We start from the raw sequence: 21,653 nt of genomic DNA on the forward strand, positions 1-21,653 counted from the left end.
GGCCTCCTAGCGGGAATACGGGCTAACCAAAAGCGAGTTGCTGCTCGAGCCGTTCGGCGTCGTGCCGCGCGCCGCGGGGCGCGCTGGGGTCACGGGCTTGGTAGGCTGAGTGGCAGCCGCCGCGGAGGCGGTGCTTTCGACGGAGGAGCTGAAACTGGGCTGATCGCCCGCCGTCTGGCGAATGATCTTGTCCAGCGGCAGGTAAAGCATGTTATTGCTGGCCTCGGAGTCGATCATGATCTTGCTGGTGCTTTGCATGATGTCCTGCATGGTCGACAAATACATGCGCTCGCGCGTGATGTCGGGCGCTTTCGCGAACTCCGCCTCGACGCTGGTGAAGCGGGAGGTATCGCCTTCGGCATCGCCGATGATCTTGGCGCGATAGCCTTCCGCTTCCTGCAGCATGCGTGCGACCTGGCCCTGCGCCTCGGGAAGAACCTTGTTGGAATAGGCATTGCCTTCGTTGATCAGGCGCTCGCGGTCCTGGCCGGCCTTGACGGCGTCATCGAAGGCCGCCTGGACTTGTTCCGGCGGCTGCACGTTCTGGATGGCCACCGTGCTGATCTGGATGCCGGTCTGGTAGCGGTCGAGAATGCTTTGCGCCAGGCGCTGCACTTCGGTCGCGACTTCAGTACGCCCGGAGTACAAGACGAAGTCCATGGGCTTCTTGCCGACGATTTCGCGCATGGCGGTTTCGGACGCCTGGCGGACGGATTCGTCGGGCTGGCTGGTCTTGAACAGATAATCGGGCGCGCCGTTGGGCATCAGGCGGTATTGCACCACGTACTGCAGATCGACGATGTTTTCGTCGGTCGTGAGCATGAGCGCTTCGGGCAGCACTTTGTTGCGCGCATTGCCGCGGAAGCCGACTTCGAAGGTTCGCAGCTGGGCGATATTGACAGTCTGGTGGTCTTCGATGGGGTACGGAACACGCCACTGCAGGCCGGGCGACAGGGTCTTGGTGTATTGTCCGAAACGGGTGACGACCGCGACCTGCCCTTCTTGAACGATCACGAAGCCGCTGGCGAGCCAGAGCCCGACCAGCAGGACGAGAATGATGGCCACCAGCTTGGGCGACCCCTTGGGCAGTTGCGGCCCGCCCAGGCCGGGACCGTTGTCGCCCCCGCCGCCGTAGCGGTTCCCGCCTCGCTTGGGCTTGCGGCCGAACAGCGAACCCAGGCGATTGTTGAAATCGCGCCAGACTTCGTCCAGATCAGGAGGACCATCGCCCTTGTTGGGTTGGCGTGGCGGCTCGGAGCCGCCGTTGTTGCCGCCTCGTCCCCAACCGGGATCATTCAAATTAAATATTTTCGACATTAAACGCATTGTTTCCCGCGATTTGACCAGATTCGACGATTGCCCCACGCAATCCATCTAGACCCAAGCGCTCTGAGGCGCTGACAAAAACTCGTGCAATCGTACCATGTTCGTTACGTTCGACCCGGGGTTCATATCCGGCCAGGTCGATTTTGTTATACACCAGAATCGTCGGAATCTCGTCGGCGCCGATGTCTGCCAATACCTTGTTGACTTCGGCGATCTGCTCTTCCCGTTGCGGGCTTGCCGCGTCGACCACATGCAGCAGCAGGTCGGCCTGCACGGTTTCTTCAAGAGTGGCGCGGAAGGCGGCGATCAGCGTGGGCGGCAGGTCGCGTATGAAGCCCACCGTATCGGAGACCACCACCTGGCCCGCCCCTTCGATCCAGATGCGGCGGGTCGTGGTGTCCAGCGTTGCGAAAAGCTGGTCGGCGGCGTAGGCGCCGGCACGCGTGAGCGCATTGAAAAGCGTCGATTTCCCGGCATTGGTATAGCCGACCAGCGACACGGACAAGGTGTCGCCGCGCGAGCGGGCACGCCGCTGCGTCGTTCGCTGACGCTGCACGCGAGCCAGCCGCTCTTTGAGCAGACGGACTTTGGCGCCGATCATGCGACGGTCCATTTCCAGCTGAGCCTCGCCTGGGCCTCGCATGCCTATGCCGCCGCGTTGCCGTTCCAGGTGGGTCCACATGCGCGTCAGCCGAGTGGACAGGTGCTGCAGTTGGGCGAGCTCTACTTGCAGCTTGCCCTCATGGCTTTTGGCGCGCAAGGCAAAGATGTCCAGAATCAATGCAACCCGATCGACAACACGCCGGTTGAGCGCTCTTTCGATATTGCGCTGCTGGGCGGGCGATAAAGGCTGGTCGAACAGTATGATGTCGGCGTTGGCCGCGTCCGCCGCCATGGAGGCTTCCTGGAGCTTGCCCGAACCGATGAAATAGGCCGCGTCGGGCCGGGCTCGGCGCGCGACGACAGTGCCTACGATGTCTGCGCCGGCGCCTTTGGCCAGCATGGTGAATTCTTGTGCGTGCGCCTGGTAATCCAGATCGCCCAGGTCCACGCTGATGATCAGCGCCTTCATGCGCTGCGCCCAAACGAAATGCCCGCCAACGCGAGGCGTGTGGCGGGCGTTTGAGGGTGGCGGATAGTTACTGAATTATTCAGAAGAGTCATCCACTTGGAAATTGACGGGGCGAGCCGGCACGACGGTCGAAATGGCATGCTTGTACACCATTTGCGTCACGGTATTGCGTAGAAGAACGACATATTGATCGAATGACTCAACCTGCCCCTGCAGTTTGATCCCATTGACCAGGTAAATCGACACGGGCACGTGATCCTTGCGTAGCGCGTTCAAAAACGGATCTTGTAGTGTTTGCCCTTTATTGCTCATTGGCTAGGCTCCAATTCTGTTGTTATGTAAGGTGGTACGTCTTGCTAAGACGCATACTGTACAGGGTTTTCCCTGAATGCGCACGGAGCGAGACATTAATGTTAGGTAGCGTCAACGCAATTTTAATGTGTTTTGGTTAGGATTTTGACCAAGGTTTTACACAGAAGTTCGCACTCTTCCGGCGTGCCGATAGTAATGCGCAGGAACTGGTCGATGCGCGGCTGATTGAAATGGCGCACTAGAACTCCCTCTGCGCGCAAGGCTGCGGCCAGCTTGCTTCCGTCGTGATCCGGGTGCGAGGCAAATACGAAGTTGGCACGGCTTGGTAATACCTTGAATCCAAAAGTTTCCAACCGTTGCGTGAGCGCGGCGCGGGTTTCCATGACCTTGTTACGGGTCCGGTCGAAATAGTCGACGTCTTCGATCGCCGCGGTGGCGCCGGCATGGGCAAGGCTGTCCAGCGGATAAGAATTGAAGCTGTCCTTTACCCTGTTGAGGCCGTCGATGATCTCCGCGCCGCCTATGGCGAATCCCACCCGCAGACCCGCCAGCGAGCGCGACTTTGAAAACGTGTGAATGGCCACGATGTTGGCGCAGCGGCCCAGCAAGGCGATCGCCGATTCGGCGCCGAAATCCACGTATGCCTCGTCGATCACCACCGGCGCGTCCGGATGGGCTTTCGCGATGGCTTCGATCTCATCCAGGGACAGCGCCCGGCCTGTCGGCGCATTGGGATTGGCCAGGATGATGCCCGCTATCGGCTCCGTGCGGGCCGCGGTATAGTCCCCGACCCGGATGGCGAACTCGTCGTCCAGCGGGACGAGTTCGGCCGGCACGTCGTACAGGCGGCAGTAAGTCTTGTAGAAGCTGTACGTGATGTCGGGCATGAGCAGGACGCGCCCATTGCGCCGGAACAAGCCGTTGAAGACATGGGCGAGGATTTCGTCGGAGCCGTTGCCCACGAACACCTGCCCCGGCTCCACGCCGTGATGCGCCGCGATCGCCGCACGCAGCACCGTACTTTCATTATCCGGATAGAGCCGCAGGCGGTCCCCTGTGGCCGCGCGTATGGCCTCGAGCGCCCTGGGCGACGGACCGTACGGGTTCTCGTTGGTGTTCAGCTTCACGAGCTTTGAAAGCTTGGGCTGCTCGCCCGCGACATAAGGCGCCAGGTTGGCGACGTGGTCACTCCAGAAACGGCTCACTGCGTCCCCTGTACATAAGGATTATGGGATGATTTGAATTCGATGCGCAAAGGCGTCCCGTCGAGCTTGAAGGCTGCGCGGAAACGCGATTCAAGATAGCGCTTGTAGGCATCCGGCACGGCATCGAGCGCATTGCCATGGATGACAATGAGCGGCGGATTCTGCCCACCCTGGTGCGCATAGCGCATCTTGGGCCGGAATATCCCCTTGCGCGGGGGCGGCTGCTGCTCGACGGCGGCTTGCAGCACACGCGTCAGCTTGGGCGTGGAAAGCTTGGCAAAGGCCGCCGCATGGGCGGCGTTCACCGACTTGATCAGTGCATTGACCCCCTGACCATTCAATGCCGAGACGGTATGCATTTTCGCAAACGACAAAAAGCGCAGCTTGCGTTCGAATTCGCGCAGGATGCGTTCGCGCTGCTCGCCGTCCAGGCCGTCCCACTTATTGATGGCCACCACCAGCGCACGCCCCGTTTCCAGCACGAAGCCCGCGATATGAGCGTCCTGGTCCGAGATCTCCGTCTGGGCGTCGAGCATCAGCAGCACGACATTGCACGCCTCGATGGCCTGCAGCGTCTTGATCACCGAGAACTTCTCGATGGCTTCGAACACCTTGCCGCGGCGGCGCAATCCCGCCGTGTCGATCAGCGTGTACCGCTGCCCGCCGCGCTCGAAATCGATCTCGATGGCATCCCGCGTCGTGCCCGGCATGTCGAACGCGATGACGCGCTCTTCGCCCAGCAAGGTGTTGATGAGGGTGGATTTGCCCACGTTCGGCCGGCCGACGATGGCCAGCTTGATGCGATGCTCGATGGGCGCCTTCTCGGCGGGTGTCTCGTCAGCCGCGGGCGGTGCGAAGGCTTCGGCTTCCGGCTCTTCCGTAGCGTCTTCCGCCTGATCGGCGTGGTCAGTCTCGTCGAGAAAAGACAGGGCCGTTTCGATCAGCTCGACAACGCCATCGCCGTGCGAGGCGGAAATCGCGTGGGGCTGCCCCAGGCCAAGCTCGTGGAATTCCGAAATCGCGGCATCGTAGCGCATGCCCTCGGCCTTGTTCACGGCCAGGAAAACCCGTTGGCCGGTCTTGCGCAATAACCGGGCGATTTCGTGGTCGTGGGCGTTCACGCCGGCGCGGGCGTCCACCAGGAAAATGACGACGTCGGATTCGGCGATGGCCTGCTGCGTCTGGCGCGCCATTTCGAGCAGTATGCCGTCCTTGGCAACCGGCTCGAAGCCGCCGGTGTCGACCGCGATGAACGGATGGTTGCCGACGCGGCCTTCGCCATAGTGGCGATCACGGGTCAGACCCGAAAAATCGGCCACCAGCGCCGCACGCGATCGCGTGATCCGGTTGAACAATGTGGATTTGCCCACATTGGCGCGCCCGACCAGGGCCACGACCGGCTTAAAGGAAATGCTGTTCAATTCACACCAACCAAAACCAGATTGCCGCTGCCGGTCTGGGCGACCACGCCACGCGGCGTCGCGACCAGCGGCGAAGTGATGGCATCGCCGCCAAGATGGATGCGGCCCAGCAGCTTGCCGTCGTTGCGCGACAGGAAATGTACATAGCCTTCGAAGTCGCCCACCGCCACGGCCTGAGGCACCACGACCGGCGCGGTAAGACGGCGGTTGCGCAGGCCATCCTGCTTCCAGGCCTCGTGGCCGTCGGTCAGGCCGAAAGCGTGAACGATATCGCGCTGGTCGGCGGCGTAGGCGTGCTGCCCATCGGCGCCCATGCCTGTCTTGCTGGAAAAGCGCTGCTCCCAAACCGGCCTGCCGCCCTGCGATACGTCGAAGCAGACGATGCGCCCCTGATAGGTCACGCCGCAAAGCAGCGGGCCCTGTATCTGGGGTGTGCCGACCACATCATTGATGCGTTCCAGGTCGGTCGCCCCTTGCGAATGCGACACGGCGCCTTCCCACTGGACCATGCCGTTGGCTGCGTTGATGGCCATCAGCCTGCCATTGGGCAGGCCGGTGATGAGCAGCCCTTCGACGACCAGCATCTGCATGCTGGTCTTCAACGCGAGCGCGGGCCCCGGCCGTTGGAGGCTCCAGCGCAATTCACCGGTGGCGGCGTCGAAGGCCTGGATGCGGTAATCGCTGCTGCGGACCGCGACAATGCCAGCGCCGACGGCGGGGGGAATGTCGACCGCGCTGCTGGCCCGGGTGCGCCATTTCTCCGCGCCCTGCTCGTTGAAGGCGATGACCGAACCCCCCGCGAGTGCGACCGCGGTCGTATTGCCATCGCTGCCGACGCCGGCGGAAAGCGCGCCGTCCACCGTTGCCTGCCACTGCACCCGGCCGCTGGCCAAGTCGAGCTTGCTGACCTGCCCCGAAGGCGTGGCCGCATACACGGCGTCGCCCAGCACCGCGGGCGCGAAGCCGTAGCCGCCCCCGCTGCCAACGGAGACGGACCAGGCGACCGTTGCCGACACCCCTGCCGCATATTCCGTCAGGGCCGCGGGCTCATAGCGTGGATTCTTGTCGGCAAACATGGAGCAACCGGCAAGGGACAGCATCCCGACAGCCAGAACGGCGCTGCCCAGGACACGACGGGTAATGGCGATTTGCATAGATCAGGCTCCACCTAAAGCATCGATTTTCAGTTGAATGATTTGTGCAATCGGATCCAGGCCCAGCGCCTTGATGGCGCTCTCCCATTCCGCTTTCGCCTCGGCCGTCTTGCCTTGCGCGACGAGGATGTCGCCGCGGCGATCGGCATACAGGCCGGTAAAGGAAGCGGGCGGATTGTTCAATTGCGCCAATGCCTGATCGTATTGCTTCTGTTCGAGCAACACCCCGGCCAGACGGAGCCGCGCCAATGGCTGCAGCGACGCATCCTTGCCATGGCGTGTCAGCCATTCAAGCTGCTCGCGCGCACCGTCGATGTCCGAACGCGACTCGAGCGCCTTGGCGGCGATCAGCACGCCTCGAGAGGTATAGCCGGAATCCGGGAAATCCTGGCGCAAGGTGCCGCTGGCCGCCTTGATGCGGGCGACGGCGTCTTCGCCCTGCTGACCCGCCGCGCCTTCCAGCGCTTCGAAATAGCCCATGGCTTGCGTCGCCTTGTGCTGCTGGTACCACTGCCATCCGCGCCAGCCCACGATAGCGGCCACGACGACGAACACCAGGACGACGCACAGCGTGCCATAGCGGTCCCACCATGCTCGAAGCGCATCCAGTTTTTCCTGTTCTTCCAAATCGTATGCCATGCTTCTCAAACCCTTTGTTTCAAAACTGTCGTCAATCGATCGAATCCGACCGACTCCTGTTGCGGCTGCTCGCCGGCGTCTGCTTCCCGCAGCCATTTGACGCTGGCCTGGCCCGAAGCGAGTTCGTCGTCGCCCAGGATGATCGCCGCCTTCGCGCCACTGGCGTCAGCCCTTTTGAACTGCGACTTGAATCCTGCTGAGCCCGCGTGGACGATGACTCGCAAGCCGGCATCGCGGAGCTCTTCGGCCAACAGGGCGATACGCCGCTGCGCCGCCTCGCCCTGGTGGATCAGGTAGACCTGGCATTCGGGCCTAGGTTCGCTCTCGCCCACCTGCGAGCACAGGTCCAGCAGCCGCTCCATGCCGATGGCAAAGCCGATTGCCGGAGCAGGCTTGCCGCCCAGCAGCTCGATCAGGCCGTCATAGCGGCCGCCGCCGCATACGGTGCCCTGCGCGCCCAGCCGGTCGGTGACCCATTCGAACACGGTAAGATTGTAATAGTCCAACCCGCGCACCAGCCGGGGATTGAGCCGGTACGAAATACCGGCATCCTTCAGGCGATCGCATACCCCCTGGAAATGCGCAAGCGACGCTTCGCCCAGGAAATCGAACAGCCGCGGCGCATTGTCAGCCATTTCCTGCATGGCGGGATTCTTGGTGTCGAGCACGCGCAAGGGATTCGTGTGCATCCGACGCAGAGCTTCTTCGTCGAGCACATCCTTGTGCTGTTCAAGGTAGTCGATCAGCGCTGCGCGGTGCGCGGCACGCTCGGATGCCTGCCCCAGCGAATTGAGTTCCAGCCGGATGTCGGTCAGGCCCAGCAGTTTCCAAAGCCGGGCAAGCATGACGATCAGTTCGGCATCGATGTCGGGACCGGCGAAGCCCAGCGCCTCGACGTCGATCTGGTGAAACTGGCGATAACGCCCGCGCTGCGGCTTTTCGTGGCGGAAAACCGGGCCCAGCGCATAAACGCGGTGTGGCCGGTCGTAAAGCATATTGTGCTCGATGCACGCACGCACCATGCCGGCCGTGAATTCGGGACGCATCGTGAGCTGTTCGTCGTTCAGGCTGTCCGTGAAAGAATACATTTCTTTCTCGACGATGTCCGTGACTTCGCCGATGCCGCGCGTGAAGAGCCTGGTGTGCTCGAGCACGGGCGTGCGCATGTTGCGGTAGCCGTAGCCGGCGAGCCAGTCGCGTACGGTAGCCTCGAGCTCTTCCCATTGGGCGCTCGTGTCTGGTAAAACATCTTTCATGCCCGTCAGGGCCCGGACCTTCTGAAACGACTGCGTCATAAATGATTCTGGTTATTGGTTACCCGCTCCGTAGCGGCGTTCGACATACTGTTCGACGATGAGCTGGAATTCCTGGGCGATGGAATCGCCCTTCAGGGTGACGGTGCGTTCGCCATCGACAAAAACAGGCGCGGAAGGAACTTCGCCGGTGCCCGGCAGGCTGATGCCGATATCCGCATGGCGGCTTTCGCCCGGCCCGTTCACCACACAGCCCATTACCGCGACGTTCATGGTTTCCACGCCCGGATAGCGTGTCTTCCAGACCGGCATCTGCTGTCGCAGATAGGTCTGGATGCTGTCGGCAAGTTCCTGGAAGACCGTGCTGCTGGTGCGCCCGCAACCCGGACACGCCACCACCATGGGGGTGAAGGCGCGCATGCCCATGCTCTGGAGGATTTCCTGGGCCACGATGACTTCGCGCGTGCGGTCGCCGCCGGGTTCGGGCGTCAGGGAAATGCGTATGGTGTCGCCGATGCCTTGCTGCAGCAGCACGGCCAAGGCCGCCGTAGAAGCCACGATGCCCTTGCTGCCCATGCCGGCTTCCGTCAAGCCCAGGTGCAAGGGGTAGTCGCAACGGGCGGACAAGTCCTGATAAACCGTGATCAAGTCCTGCACGTGGCTGACCTTGCAGGACAGAACGATGCCGTTGGGCGACAAGCCGAGCTCTTCGGCGCGCTTCGCGTTGCTGATGGCGGAAACGACCAGCGCATCACGCATCACGGCCTGGGCATCCCAGGGCTGCGCCCTTTTGCTGTTGTCGTCCATCATGCGGGCCATGAGTTCATGGTCCAGGCTGCCCCAGTTCACGCCGATGCGCACCGGCTTCTCGTAGCGGCAGGCGACTTCGATCATTTGCGCGAAATTATCGTCGCGCTTTTTTCCGCCGCCCATGTTGCCGGGGTTGATGCGGTACTTGGACAGAGCTTGCGCGCACTCGGGGAATTGCCCGAGCAACTTGTGGCCGTTGTAGTGGAAGTCTCCGACCAGCGGCACCGACACGCCCATGCGGTCGAGCTGTTCGCGGATGGCGGGTACTTCGCGTGCGGCTTCGGGCGTATTCACGGTGATGCGCACGAGCTCGGAGCCGGCCTGCGCCAGTTCCTTGACCTGAATCGCCGTCGCGATGGCGTCCGCCGTATCGGTATTGGTCATGGATTGCACCACCACGGGCGCATCGCCGCCCACCCGCACGACACGGCTGCCCCACGTCACTTGCGCGGAACGCGTGGGACGGCGCGGCGCGGCACCCACCGGCAAAGGGCTGCAGGCCTGGGCAAGGTCGGATTTGTCCATTATTTCTTCAGGGATTTCAGCCAGTCGAAAATCAGCCATGAATCCGGCACCCAGCCGCGTTCAATGGCATAGAAGCCGGCGACGAACAATAATATCAGGATGACGATGATCCATCCCCAGGGACGGTGCACCGGCTCGCCCTGGATGGAGAGATCGGCAGGGCCAAGGGAATTGGCACTGCTGATGGACACCGGTTTCGGCGCGGTATTGCCTACCTGGCCGTCGAGCATGACGAGCAGCGCGTCGACGTCGGCGTCGAGGAAACGGCCGTAATTCTTTACGAAGCCGCGCAAGGACATCCCGCCCGGGAGTCGATCCCACTGCTCGGTTTCAAGCGCCTCGAGCTGCCGATTCGAAAACTTGAGCCGCGCCGACACTTCAGCCGGCGAGTAGCCCTTGGCTTCCCGGAGGTGGCGCAAGGTGGCGCCGACACCCATGGCGGCCATGCCGGCCGGCGATTCAGGCAGGGCTTCTTCTTTCAGTAAAGGTTGTGTCATCCACGCTCCTGTTTTATTTCAATGACCGCACGATCCGGCAAACGCTCGTTGATGCGCGTTCGATCCTTGACATCGCCGGCCAGTTGCCCGCAAGCCGCCGCAATATCGTCGCCCCGCGTCTTGCGCACCGTGGTTACGATGCCGGCATCCATGAGCCGTTGCGCGAAAAGACGGACACGCGACGCAGGCGACCGCTTCAGGCCGGACTGCGGAAACGGATTGAATGGAATCAGATTGAATTTGCAACGCACTTGTTCCGCAATAGTAATCAATTCGCGGGCATGCTGGTCGCTGTCGTTGACGCCATCGAGCATGATGTACTCGAAAGTGATGAAATCGCGCGGAGCATGTTCGAGATAGCGATTACAGGCCGCGAGCAGTTCGGCCAGCGGATGTTTGCGGTTGAGCGGCACGAGGCGGTCGCGCAGGGCGTCGTTGGGCGCATGCAGGGAAACCGCCAGCGCGACGGGACAGTCGCGCGCAAGCCGGTCCATCATGGGGACGACGCCGGACGTGGAGACCGTGACGCGCCGCCGCGACAACCCGTATGCATTGTCGTCGAGCATGAGGCGCAGCGCGCCAAGAACCTGGTCGTAATTCAACAGGGGCTCGCCCATGCCCATCATCACGACGTTGGTGATGACGCGCGCCGGTTCGGCCAGCGGTTCGAGCGACTGCCCGATGCGCGCCGCGTCGAGGTCCGCCTGCAGGGCACGCCGCGCGTACCAAAGCTGGCCGATGATCTCGGCCGTCGTGAGGTTGCGGTTGAAACCCTGGTAACCCGTCGAGCAGAACGGACACGCCACCGTGCATCCCGCCTGGCTGGAAATGCACAAGGTGCCGCGGTCGTCTTCGGGAATGAACACGGTCTCGACGGCGTTGTTCTTGCCCACGTCGAAAAGCCATTTCCGGGTGCCGTCAGAGGAGCGCTGTTCGGTCGATACTTCCGGAGCCTGGATCGAGCAGCGCTCCGAGAGTTGTTGGCGGAAATCCCGCGCCAGGTCGGTCATCCGGTCGAAGGAGTCCTCGTTGCGCTGGTGCATCCAGCGCATCAGCTGCTTGGCCCGGAAGGGTTTGCAGCCCCACTGCCCTACCAATTCGGCAAGGGCGGGCGAGTCCATGCCCAGGAGATTGATCGGTTCGGTAGATGACATGACTTGGTCGCGGAAAATGACGCGGTCCGGTTAGGGATCAACGGCTGTAGACGTTGCTTTCCGGAAAGAAGAAGGCAATTTCGACGGCCGCCGTTTCAGGGGCGTCGGAGCCGTGCACGGCGTTGGCGTCGATGCTATCGGCGAAATCGGCGCGGATGGTGCCTGCGTCGGCTTTCTTGGGATCGGTGGCGCCCATCAGGTCGCGATTCTTCTGGATGGCGTTTTCGCCTTCGAGCACTTGCACGAACACAGGGCCCGAAACCATGAAGTCGACCAGATCCTTGAAGAAGGGGCGCTCTTTGTGGACAGCATAGAAGCGCTCCGCGTCGCCGCGCGACAGCTGCTGCAGGCGGGCCGCAACAACTTTCAGGCCGGCCTGCTCGAAGCGGGCAACGATCTGACCGATGACGTTCTTGGCGACTGCGTCGGGCTTGATGATGGAAAGGGTGCGTTCAATAGCCATGTAGAATCCAAAGTGTTGAATAAAAAGGTTGTCGACATATTGCTTTGCCGCGTTTTTGCTGTGTCTTTGCAATGTACGCAGGCGCAATGCTCGGCAAAACCACAGCGCGACTGCGCCAAAGCAAAAGTTTTCCAATAAAAACAATGACTTTGGCAAAGTTTATGTTAACCGGGCATTTTAGCACGCCAACGTGCGCCCGCTCCATCATAAAATAACGCCATTGCGGCCCTGGGCGCCCCCGCCCGGGCGCCATGCCTTGCGGCGGCCACGCATGCCAGCCCGCTTTCATATATAGTCAGAGTTTCGCCCTGCGGGGCCAAGAGCATCTTATTTGTACATCATGACAACGAATCGCGCACCGAACGAACCCGAACAACTCTCGAAAAGCTTTGAACCCCAGGAAATAGAAACACGCTGGTACGCAGAGTGGGAACGCAGGGGCCATTTCGCGGGGGGCCGGCACGTCGAGCCTGCGGACGCTGCCGAAAGCCGCCCCTTCGTCATCCAGTTCCCGCCGCCCAATGTGACCGGCACGCTGCACATGGGCCATGCCTTCAACCAGACAGTCATGGACGGCCTGGTCCGCTATCACCGCATGCGCGGCGACGATACCGTTTTCGTGCCCGGCACCGACCACGCGGGCATCGCCACGCAGATCGTGGTCGAGCGCCAGCTCGACGCTCAGAACATATCGCGCCATGATCTCGGCCGCGAGAAGTTCGTCGAAAAAGTCTGGGAATGGAAGGACAAGTCCGGAAGCGCCATCACCGAGCAGTTCCGCCGGCTGGGTTCATCGTGCGACTGGGCGCGCGAATACTTCACCATGGACGACAACCTGTCGCGGGGCGTGGTCGAAACCTTTGTCCGCCTGCACGACCAGGGTCTCATCTACCGTGGCAAGCGCCTGGTCAACTGGGACCCCATCCTTGGCACCGCGGTGTCCGATCTCGAAGTCGTCAGCGAGGAAGAGGACGGCTCCATGTGGGAAATCCGTTATCCACTGGTGACGCCGGCCGGTGAACTGACCCACCTGGTGGTGGCAACCACCCGTCCCGAAACGATGCTGGGCGACGTCGCCGTCATGGTGCACCCCGAAGACGAACGCTATGCCCACCTGATCGGCCAGAAGGTCACGCTACCCCTGGTGGGCCGCCAGATACCCATCATCGCCGACGACTATGTCGACCGCGAGTTCGGCACCGGCGTGGTCAAGGTGACTCCGGCCCACGACTTCAACGACTATGCCGTCGGCCAGCGCCATCAGCTGGAGTTGATCAGCATCCTCACACTGGACGCCAGGATATCCGACGAGGCGCCCGAGGCCTATCGCGGCATGGACCGCTTCGATGCACGCAAGCAAATCGTGGCCGACCTGGAATCCCAGGGCCTGCTGCAAAGCGTCAAGCCCCATAAGCTGATGGTCCCCCGAGGCGACCGCACCGGCACCGTCATCGAGCCCATGCTAACCGACCAGTGGTTCGTCGCCATGAGCAAGCCCGCGCCCGAGGGCTCGATCAATCCCGGCAAGAGCATCACCGACGTCGCGCTTGAAGTCGTTGCCGACGGGCGTATCAAGTTCTACCCCGAAAACTGGACCACCACCTATAACCAGTGGCTGGAAAAGATCCAGGACTGGTGCATCTCGCGCCAGCTGTGGTGGGGCCACCAGATCCCGGCCTGGTATTCGGAAGACGGACAGATCTTCGTCGCCCGCAACGAAGAGGAAGCCATCCGGAAGGCACGCTCGGCCGGTGTCCAGGGCGCACTCACGCGCGATCCCGATGTGCTCGATACCTGGTTTTCGTCGGCGCTGGTGCCCTTCACCGACCTGGGCTGGCCCGAACAGAATCCCGACCTGGACCGCTATCTGCCGTCCAGCGTGCTTGTTACCGGCTTCGACATTATCTTCTTCTGGGTCGCCCGCATGGTCATGATGAGCATGCACATGACCGGCAAAGTACCTTTCAGCACTGTCTACGTCCATGGCCTGGTTTGCGACATGGACGGCAAGAAAATGAGCAAGTCCAAGGGCAACACCATCGACCCGGTGGACCTGATCGACGGCGTGAGCCTGGAGAAGCTGCTCGAAAAACGCACCAGCGGCCTGATGAATCCGAAGCAGGCAGCCAGCATACGCAAAAAGACAAGCAAGGACTATCCCAACGGCTTCCCGGCCTACGGCACCGATGCCCTGCGTTTCACCATGGCGGCCTATGCCACCCTGGGCCGGAACATCAATTTCGACCTCAAGCGCTGCGAAGGCTATCGCAATTTCTGCAACAAACTGTGGAACGCGACACGCTTCGTGCTGATGAACACCGAAGAACACGCGCTGCACGACCAGGCGGGCCAGGCGGAACTCTCCTCCTTCGCAGACCGCTGGATCGTCAGCCAGCTGCAGCGGCTAGAGGCCGACGTCGAGCGCGGCTTCGTTGATTACCGTTTCGACAACATCGCCAATGCCATCTACCATTTCGTATGGGACGAATACTGCGACTGGTACCTGGAAATGGCCAAGGCGCAGATCCAGCAAGGCAACGAAGCACAGCAGCTGGGTACCCGCCGCACGCTGATCCGCGTGCTGGAAACCGTGCTGCGGCTGGCGCATCCCATCATTCCCTTCATCACCGAAGAGCTCTGGCAAAAAGTGTCAGTCGTGGCCGGGAAGCGCGAAGCCGGGCAGGAACTCAGCCTGTGCATTCAACCCTACCCCATCGCCAACCATGATTTCATCGACGAGAAAGCCGAGGCCCGGGTCGCCGGACTGAAGGCGCAAATCGAGGCGGTGCGGGCCTTGCGCGGCGAAATGAACCTGTCGCCCGCGCAACGTGTGCCCCTCATCGCCCAGGGCGAGCAAGGCATCCTGGCGGAAAACAGCATGTATCTCATGGCCCTGGCCAAACTCGAGAGCGTGGAAATCGTCGACCAATTGCCCAGCATCGGCGCTCCCGTGCAGGTCGTCGGCGCAACGCAGTTGATGCTGCGCGTCGAGATCGACATCGATGCCGAACGCCAGCGCCTGGGCAAGGAAATCGAACGCCTGGAAAATGAAATCGCCAAGGCCAACGGCAAGCTCTCGAACGCCAGTTTCGTGGAGCGCGCGCCGGCCGCTGTGGTCGAACAGGAAAAAGCACGCGTCGCGCAGTTCGGCGAAACACTGTCCAAAGTGCGGGAACAGCTGTCCAAGTTGCCGGCGTGATATGTGGGGTCAGACCCCGGGCCTGATGTGTGGGGTCAGACCCCGGACGGGGTCTGACCCCTAAAAAGGCTTGCCCGAGCCTGATCCTGCGTCAATTCAGCCAGATACTTCTCGTCGGCCTTGGTCAAGAGCCCGGCATCCCGGGCGGCCAATATGAGGTCCGGGCGTCGCGCGGCGGTAAGCGACAAGGACTGCCGCCGGCGCCAGGCGGCAATGTTCGAATGATGGCCGGAGAGCAGTTCCGCCGGTACGGATACGCCGTGATAGTGTTCGGGACGTGTATAGTGCGGGCTGTCCAGCAAGCCGGCAAGCGCCGGATTGAACGAGTCCTGCCTGGCCGACTCGGCATCATTGAGCACACCGGGCATCAGCCTGACCACGCTGTCAATGATCGCGAGCGCCGCGATTTCCCCGCCTGACAGGACAAAGTCCCCCATCGAGATCTCATCCGTCACGCAGCGATCGACGAAACGCTGGTCCACGCCTTCGTAGCGCCCGCAGATCAGGATGGCTCCCCCGCTTTTTGCCATGTCTTCCGCCACGGACTGCGTGTAGCGCCGACCCGTGGGGCTCATGAGCACGACGGGCGCGGACTCCCCATCGCTGCGGCTGGACCGCGCCGCCCGTACGGCATCTTCCAGGGGCTCCGCGAGCATCACCATGCCGGGCCCGCCCCCGTATGGGCGGTCGTCGACGGTGCGATGCACGTCGTGCGTGAAGTCGCGCGGATTCCAGAGGCCGATGGACCAGACACCCTGCTTTCGAGCACGCCCCGTCACGCCCAGCTCGCTGACGACGGAAAACATGTCGGGGAATAAACTGACGACGTCAAAATGCATGGCCGGACTCCGTCAGAACTCGACCGGCCAGTTGCTTTCCAGTCGTTTGCGCTGAAGATCCACGGTATGGACGTGGGCGGCGACAAAGGGAACCAGGACTTCCCTGATCTTGCCTTTTTCGGTCAGGACCGGCACGAGCTCGCCCTGATCGTTCTGGACACGGCATTCCACTTGAAGGACGGCATGCGCACCGTTATCGATGATTCCTGTGACGACGCCGATCAGCCGGGGGTCGCCCTCATGTTCGCCGAACAACTGGCAGCCGACCAGATCGATCCAATAGAATTCGTCGTCCTCCGCCGCGGGAAACTCGCTGCGAGGCACCCAGACGGTATGCCCTTTCAGGGCCTCGGCCAGATTCCGGTCGGACAGGCTTTCAAGCTGGGCCACCACCGTATCGGCATGCGGTCGAGCGCTGACCACCTGGTACGGCTTGGCCAACGGCAAAGCGCCCTGCCTTCCCACGGGAAGGGGCGCTCTCAACCACCAGGTCTTCGCAGCCAGCAAGGCCTCGGCATCTGCGGAATGAGGCTGAACCTTGATCAGCCCCCTCACGCCGTACGCCGCCACGATGCGGCCAAGCTCTACCAGGTCTTCGGGCATTGTCATGCCGCGAAGCCGTATCAGGCAGCGGCCTTGGCCGAAAATTCTTTAACCAGGCGAGCCACGGCTGGCGACAGTTGCGCGCCGTTGTCGGTCCAGTACTGAACGCGATCCAGGGCAATGCGCAGGCCTTCCTGGCCGTCGTTGGCTACGGGGTTGTAAAAGCCTACGCGCTCGATAAAACGTCCGTCGCGACGATTACGCGAGTCGGCTGCTACAACGTTGTAAAACGGACGCTTCTTCGAGCCGCCACGGGCTAGACGAATCACAACCATGGTAATCCTTTGAAAATATTGTGAAAAACAAAAGATTCTAGCATTCTTAGGCGGAATTCCGCAAACCAAACAATGCTGAACCGATCAATAGTAAAAGAAAAGCAACACTAGGGCCGGTTGACCCCAAAAGGGGCGGACGGCACCGGCCTGCAGCTTGCTCATTCAGCGGCGCCGCAGGAAATGCACGGCGCCCTCGCCGGTTTCAAGCTGGGCTTCCAGGACGTTGCCCGTTTGCTTGGCAAACGCCTGGAAGTCCCGGATCGCATGCGTATCGGTCGTCACGACCTTCAGCACCTGCCCGGATTCCAGCTGGGCCAGCGCCTTCTTTGCCCGAAGTATGGGCAGCGGGCATTTCAACCCGCTGGCATCGACTTCAAGGTCGGCCTGCGGTGGCGCGGAACCGGACGACGTATCCTGAGACATGGCGCCCACCCTTCAGGCCAGGCGCTCGCGCACCCAGGCCTCGACACTGGCCGTGGCGCCCGCCAGAGCGGCGACATCGGTTCCGCCGCCCATGGCCATATCGGGACGGCCACCGCCTTTGCCGCCGACTTGCGCCGCGACCATGCCGACGAGTTCGCCCGCCTTGACCTTGCCGGTCAGGTCGGATGTAACGCCCGACACCAGGCTGATCTTGTCGTCCGCCACGGCGGCGAGCAATACCACCGCGGATTTCAGCTTGTCCTTGAGCTGGTCGACCATGCCGCGCAGCGCCTTGGGATCGACGCCCGCCAGATTGGCCACGAGCAGCTTCGCGTCGTCGTTCAAAGGAATGGCCTTGCCGGCCAAGTCATTGCCCGCCGACGCGGCCAGCTTGCTCTTGGCTTGATCGAGATCCCGCTCCAGCTGCTTCATTTGGCCTTGAAGCAAGGCGATGCGGTCGACCAGCTCCGCCGGCTGGGCCCGCAGCATGCCGGCAGCACGCAGCAGGGTTTCGTTCGTCTGCTGGACCCAATTTACCGCGTTGTCGCCGGTAATGGCCTCGATCCGCCGCACTCCGGCGGCGACGCCGCCTTCCGACACGATCTTGAACAGGCCGATATCGCCCGTGCGCGCAACGTGCGTGCCGCCGCAAAGTTCGCGCGAGAAGCCGATATCGAGCACACGCACCTCGTCGCCGTATTTTTCGCCGAACAGCGCAACCGCGCCGCCCTGCACTGCATCGTCATAAGACATGAGCTGGGCCTGCGTCGCGTGATTGGAAAGAACCTCCGCATTCACGATGCGCTCGACCTGGGTGATCTGTTCGGCGGTCATGGGTGCATCGTGCGCGAAATCGAAGCGGGTCTTGTCGGCATCGACGAGCGAGCCGCGCTGTTGCACATGATTGCCCAGCACCTGGCGCAGAGCCTTGTGCATCAAATGGGTGGCGGAGTGATTGCGCACCGTGCGGGCCCGCTGGACGATGTCCACCTGGGCTTCCACGACATCGCCCACCTTCAGGCCGCCGTCCAGCATGCGGCCGTGATGGCCGAAAACGGCGCTCTGGATTTTTTGCGTATCCAGCACCTGGAACCTTGCGGCGCCGGCCTGCAGAATCCCGGTGTCGCCTACCTGGCCACCCGATTCCGCATAGAACGGCGTGACGTCGAGCACGACGATGGCGTCCTGCCCGGCGGCGATCGACTCCACGGACGAGCCATCGACGTACAGCGCCGTGACTTTACCGCTTGCCTGCAAGTGCTCGTAGCCCTCGAAGCGGGTATTCACGCCGCTATAGGACAGCCCTTCGGCAGCCTTGAACTTGCCTGCCGCGCGCGCCTGTTCGCGCTGGTGATTCATCGCCGTTTCAAAACCATCGAGGTCGACCTGCACGTTGCGCTCGCGGCAGATATCGGCGGTCAGGTCCACCGGAAAGCCGTAGGTGTCGTACAGGGTGAACAGCGTCTGACCGTCCAGCACCCCGTTTTCAGGGATATCGGCCAGGGCTGCGTCGAGAATCTTCATGCCGTGCTCAAGCGTTTCGCTGAAGCGCTCTTCTTCCTGCTTGAGCACCTGTTCGACACGTGCCTGCTGAGCGACGAGCTCGGGATAGGCGTCGCCCATTTCCTTGACGAGGTCCGCCACCAGGCGATGGAAGAAAACGCCCGACTGGCCGAGCTTGTGGCCATGGCGAAGGGCGCGGCGGATGATACGGCGCAGCACATAGCCGCGGCCTTCATTGCTGGGAATGACCCCGTCGACGATCAGGAAGCTGCAGGCACGGATGTGGTCGGCGATGACCTTGAGCGAGTTGTTGCTCAGGTCGGTCGCGCCTGTTTCCCGTGCCGCGGCCTTGATCAGCGATTGGAAGAGATCGATTTCGTAATTGGAATGCACATGCTGCAGCACGGCGGCGATGCGCTCCAGGCCCATGCCGGTGTCGACACAGGGCTTGGGCAGGCGCGGCATGTTGCCTTGCGCGTCACGCTCGAACTGCATGAACACCAGGTTCCAGATCTCGATGTAGCGATCGCCGTCCTCCTCGGGGGAACCCGGGGGGCCTCCCCAGACGTCCGGACCGTGGTCGTAGAAGATTTCGGAACAAGGGCCGCAGGGTCCGGTGTCGGCCATTTGCCAGAAATTGTCCGACGCATAGCGGGCGCCCTTGTTGTCGCCTATGCGCACGATGCGCTCGGCCGGCACTCCGATTTCCTTGAACCAGATGTCGTAGGCTTCGTCGTCTTCGTGATAGACGGTGACCCAGAGCTTTTCCGCCGGCAGCTTGTACACGGTGGTGAGGAGTTCCCAGGCGTTGTGTATGGCGTCGCGCTTGAAGTAGTCGCCAAAGCTGAAATTGCCCAGCATCTCGAAGAATGTGTGGTGACGCGCCGTGTATCCGACGTTCTCGAGGTCGTTGTGCTTGCCGCCGGCCCGCACGCAACGCTGCGACGAGGTCGCCCTGCTGTATGGGCGAGATTCCTTCCCGGTGAATACGTCTTTGAATTGCACCATGCCCGAGTTCGTGAAAAGCAAGGTGGGGTCGTTGCCCGGCACGAGCGATGACGATGGCACGACCTGATGACCCTTCGATTCAAAGAAGGACAGGAACTTCTGACGTATTTCGGAGGTTTTCATTGCAGAAAAACGCTGATTGATAGGTAACCAGTAATTATAGAGGTATAAAAAGCGTTTTGCGCAAGACGAGCCCGGCTGGCGCTTACCGGGTTGCGGGCGTCCTCAGACCGGCTGCCCGCCTTTGTAGGAGCCGTCGATGCAGTATGAGGTGCGCAAGGCGGCCTCGTCGCAATTGGGTGCGCCGTCGATCCGGTCCACGATGATGAAATCGCCCTGCCGGCCCAAGGTGGCCAGGGGATGGTGCCAGGTCCCGGCGCGGTAGCTCACGCCCTGGTTGCCTTGCGCATAGAAGGCCCGTAGTCCTGTTTCGTCGGGCCGGCCGTCGACGCCATTGGGTGCGACGACCACGATGAACGGGGTCTGCGTGCAGGGTATCCAGGCCTGGCTGCCGACGGGATGGCGCTCGAGCATGGAGATGGAAAGCGGGTAGTTGAAGGCATCGCCGCGCGCCATGCTGATGCCCGCGCGCCCGCCTTCCGGGCCGGGATCGATGGGGGCAAGACCATGGTAGCGACGGGTGGTGCCGGCATTGATGGGATACCAGTCGCTGCCGTCAATTTCGATGACGTCGCCGAACGGTGCGAACGCTTCTTTGCTGAGCCTTTCCAGTTTCAGGATATTCATTGCCTGCCCTTGTGCATGCCTGCGACGCTCGAGCCGGTTATGCCGGACTCGGAGAGGATAATGGCCCGGCCAGGATGTTGTGTCAATTGGGAGGGGTCAGACCCCGTACGGGGTCTGACCCCTGGTCTTATGTGATGGGGTCAGACCCCGCATGGGGTCTGACCCCTCAATCCACGCACAAATACCCCTGCGTCCGCCCTTCCGGAAAATCATGCGGGCCGCTGTCGGAGATCTGTACCAGATAAGTGGCCGGAGGACATGAACATGAACCGGTCAGGGGATTGGCCGTCGCCATGCCGCTGCTGTTGGCGCAGCCGCGGAACTGGTTGATCGAGAATCCGCCGCCGCCGGCTCGGCTGGCAGCGCGCCAGGCGCCGTTCCGGCACGTCAGCAAGCCCTTCTCCGCGTCGCGCGTAAAGGCGCCGTCCTGGGTGCAGGCTTGATGCAGGACGCCACCCGCTTCCATTCGAAGATATCCATCGAGACTCAGGTCGGCACCGACTTGCACGTGGCCGGCAATGCTTGCATCGGCGCGGAAATCAGGATTGCGCAGGTCCCCGACCCTGAGGTATTCGAACTCGCGCAAGTGTTCGCGCGTGACCGCCATCGCAACCGAGCCGGGTGCCAATGCCGGCCCGGCCCATGATGGATTGCCGAACCGAAAGGCCGGGCCTTGTATCCATTCAGGGTGCCGCATATTCACTGCGGCTCCCCATCCCTTGCTGGACATCAACCACTGCGCCACCATGTAGTCGTCGACGTGGCCCGAAGACCGCTGCAGGAAAGGCCGCTTGCTATGAACCAGGCCCTCGACATGGCAGGCGGGCCCGGGGCACACGCCCCGCCGCAGCACCTTGAGCACTGCGCCGCCACCCGGAGAGACGGCTTCGGGAAAGCCCTGGGACAACAAGGCATCGGCCTTGAGTTCGTGAAGCTGGGGTGAAGACCAATCGGCATATCCGCGCGCACTCAGGACGGCCAGGTCTTCGGCATGGGCGATCAAAGGGCCGTATCGTTCGAGATAGCTGTGCAGGGCTTGGCGCACCGACAGCATCCAGGCTGCGCTGGACTGTGCAGCGGCTTCGTCCAAGCGGGTCATGAGAGCGCCGGCGCCCCATGCGGCGAGCAAGGTCGCGACGATGGCTGCCAGCATCAACTCGAGCAGCCCCAGACCGCGTTGGCTCGCCTTGCGAGGCACCGCCTTTTTTTGCGTTGACAGCACGCC

20 protein-coding genes are annotated in these 21,653 nt (G+C 62.2%); 1 reads left to right on the forward strand and 19 read right to left on the reverse strand.

All coding sequences use genetic code 11. The annotated features are described in order from the left end of the window. Window positions 1–6: 6 nt before the first annotated feature. From hflK to ndk, 12 genes are all read right to left on the reverse strand, one after another. On the reverse strand, window positions 7–1,326 hold the full coding sequence (gene hflK, locus ACSBPU_RS12205; protein WP_442592384.1) for an FtsH protease activity modulator HflK: 1,320 nt from the start codon (window positions 1,324–1,326) through the stop codon (window positions 7–9). Beyond that, window positions 1,301–2,398: a GTPase HflX gene (gene hflX / locus ACSBPU_RS12210; protein WP_442592385.1), complete on the reverse strand. Its 1,098-nt coding sequence runs from the start codon at window positions 2,396–2,398 to the stop codon at window positions 1,301–1,303. Before hflX ends, hflK begins: the two co-directional genes overlap by 26 nt. A 75-nt stretch (window positions 2,399–2,473) precedes the next feature. Then, on the reverse strand, window positions 2,474–2,710 hold the full coding sequence (gene hfq, locus ACSBPU_RS12215) for an RNA chaperone Hfq (RefSeq protein WP_180068070.1): 237 nt from the start codon (window positions 2,708–2,710) through the stop codon (window positions 2,474–2,476). Window positions 2,711–2,832: 122 nt separating this feature from the next. Continuing rightward, a complete protein-coding gene (gene hisC / locus ACSBPU_RS12220; RefSeq protein WP_442592386.1) occupies window positions 2,833–3,915 on the reverse strand; it encodes a histidinol-phosphate transaminase in 1,083 nt (360 codons plus the stop codon). Beyond that, complete coding sequence (der, locus tag ACSBPU_RS12225) at window positions 3,912–5,327, reverse strand: ribosome biogenesis GTPase Der (protein ID WP_442598335.1); 1,416 nt, start codon at window positions 5,325–5,327, stop codon at window positions 3,912–3,914. The genes hisC and der overlap by 4 nt, the downstream gene beginning before the upstream one ends. Window positions 5,328–5,332: 5 nt before the next feature. Next, complete coding sequence (gene bamB / locus ACSBPU_RS12230; protein ID WP_442592387.1) at window positions 5,333–6,490, reverse strand: outer membrane protein assembly factor BamB; 1,158 nt, start codon at window positions 6,488–6,490, stop codon at window positions 5,333–5,335. A 3-nt stretch (window positions 6,491–6,493) separates the two neighbouring features. Further along, window positions 6,494–7,129, reverse strand: coding sequence for a YfgM family protein (locus ACSBPU_RS12235; RefSeq protein WP_442592388.1), 636 nt, complete (start codon window positions 7,127–7,129; stop codon window positions 6,494–6,496). A gap of 5 nt (window positions 7,130–7,134) precedes the next feature. After that, entirely contained in the window at window positions 7,135–8,424 is a 1,290-nt protein-coding gene (hisS, locus tag ACSBPU_RS12240) for a histidine--tRNA ligase (RefSeq protein WP_442592389.1), read from the reverse strand. Between the two features lie 12 nt (window positions 8,425–8,436). After that, window positions 8,437–9,717 (reverse strand): flavodoxin-dependent (E)-4-hydroxy-3-methylbut-2-enyl-diphosphate synthase, encoded by a 1,281-nt coding sequence (gene ispG, locus ACSBPU_RS12245; protein ID WP_442592390.1) that lies wholly within the window; start codon window positions 9,715–9,717, stop codon window positions 8,437–8,439. After that, the gene (locus ACSBPU_RS12250; RefSeq protein WP_180068064.1) at window positions 9,717–10,214 is read right to left on the reverse strand and encodes a helix-turn-helix domain-containing protein; all 498 of its coding nucleotides are present in this window, start codon (window positions 10,212–10,214) and stop codon (window positions 9,717–9,719) included. The genes ispG and ACSBPU_RS12250 overlap by 1 nt, the downstream gene beginning before the upstream one ends. Further along, the gene (gene rlmN, locus ACSBPU_RS12255) at window positions 10,211–11,368 is read right to left on the reverse strand and encodes a 23S rRNA (adenine(2503)-C(2))-methyltransferase RlmN (RefSeq protein WP_442592391.1); all 1,158 of its coding nucleotides are present in this window, start codon (window positions 11,366–11,368) and stop codon (window positions 10,211–10,213) included. Before rlmN ends, ACSBPU_RS12250 begins: the two co-directional genes overlap by 4 nt. Before the next feature lie 37 nt (window positions 11,369–11,405). Beyond that, window positions 11,406–11,831 carry a nucleoside-diphosphate kinase gene (gene ndk / locus ACSBPU_RS12260; RefSeq protein WP_180068062.1) on the reverse strand — a complete coding sequence of 142 codons (426 nt, stop codon included), beginning with the start codon at window positions 11,829–11,831 and terminating at the stop codon, window positions 11,406–11,408. 340 nt (window positions 11,832–12,171) lie between these two features. On the opposite strand from ndk, the gene ACSBPU_RS12265 reads away from it, so the two are divergent. Beyond that, window positions 12,172–15,030 (forward strand): valine--tRNA ligase, encoded by a 2,859-nt coding sequence (locus ACSBPU_RS12265; RefSeq protein ID WP_442592392.1) that lies wholly within the window; start codon window positions 12,172–12,174, stop codon window positions 15,028–15,030. 35 nt (window positions 15,031–15,065) lie between these two features. Here ACSBPU_RS12265 and trmD read toward each other — a convergent pair whose 3' ends face one another. The 7 genes from trmD to ACSBPU_RS12300 all read right to left on the reverse strand — a co-directional run bounded on the left by trmD (window position 15,066) and on the right by ACSBPU_RS12300 (window position 21,650). Then, window positions 15,066–15,869 carry a tRNA (guanosine(37)-N1)-methyltransferase TrmD gene (gene trmD / locus ACSBPU_RS12270; protein WP_442592393.1) on the reverse strand — a complete coding sequence of 268 codons (804 nt, stop codon included), beginning with the start codon at window positions 15,867–15,869 and terminating at the stop codon, window positions 15,066–15,068. Between the two features lie 12 nt (window positions 15,870–15,881). Further along, the gene (gene rimM, locus ACSBPU_RS12275; protein WP_442592394.1) at window positions 15,882–16,478 is read right to left on the reverse strand and encodes a ribosome maturation factor RimM; all 597 of its coding nucleotides are present in this window, start codon (window positions 16,476–16,478) and stop codon (window positions 15,882–15,884) included. A gap of 14 nt (window positions 16,479–16,492) precedes the next feature. Beyond that, a complete protein-coding gene (gene rpsP / locus ACSBPU_RS12280) occupies window positions 16,493–16,747 on the reverse strand; it encodes a 30S ribosomal protein S16 (RefSeq protein ID WP_180068058.1) in 255 nt (84 codons plus the stop codon). A 162-nt stretch (window positions 16,748–16,909) separates the two neighbouring features. Further along, window positions 16,910–17,170, reverse strand: coding sequence for a sulfurtransferase TusA family protein (locus ACSBPU_RS12285; protein ID WP_180068057.1), 261 nt, complete (start codon window positions 17,168–17,170; stop codon window positions 16,910–16,912). A gap of 12 nt (window positions 17,171–17,182) precedes the next feature. Next, on the reverse strand, window positions 17,183–19,804 hold the full coding sequence (alaS, locus tag ACSBPU_RS12290; RefSeq protein WP_442592395.1) for an alanine--tRNA ligase: 2,622 nt from the start codon (window positions 19,802–19,804) through the stop codon (window positions 17,183–17,185). 102 nt (window positions 19,805–19,906) lie between these two features. Then, window positions 19,907–20,428: an ureidoglycolate lyase gene (locus tag ACSBPU_RS12295; RefSeq protein ID WP_442592396.1), complete on the reverse strand. Its 522-nt coding sequence runs from the start codon at window positions 20,426–20,428 to the stop codon at window positions 19,907–19,909. A 166-nt stretch (window positions 20,429–20,594) separates the two neighbouring features. Next, complete coding sequence (locus ACSBPU_RS12300) at window positions 20,595–21,650, reverse strand: type II secretion system protein (RefSeq protein ID WP_442592397.1); 1,056 nt, start codon at window positions 21,648–21,650, stop codon at window positions 20,595–20,597. Window positions 21,651–21,653 lie beyond the last annotated feature (3 nt).

Source organism: Parapusillimonas sp. JC17 (assembly GCF_052180245.1).
In the GTDB taxonomy this organism is placed as follows: Bacteria; Pseudomonadota; Gammaproteobacteria; order Burkholderiales; family Burkholderiaceae_B; genus Parapusillimonas.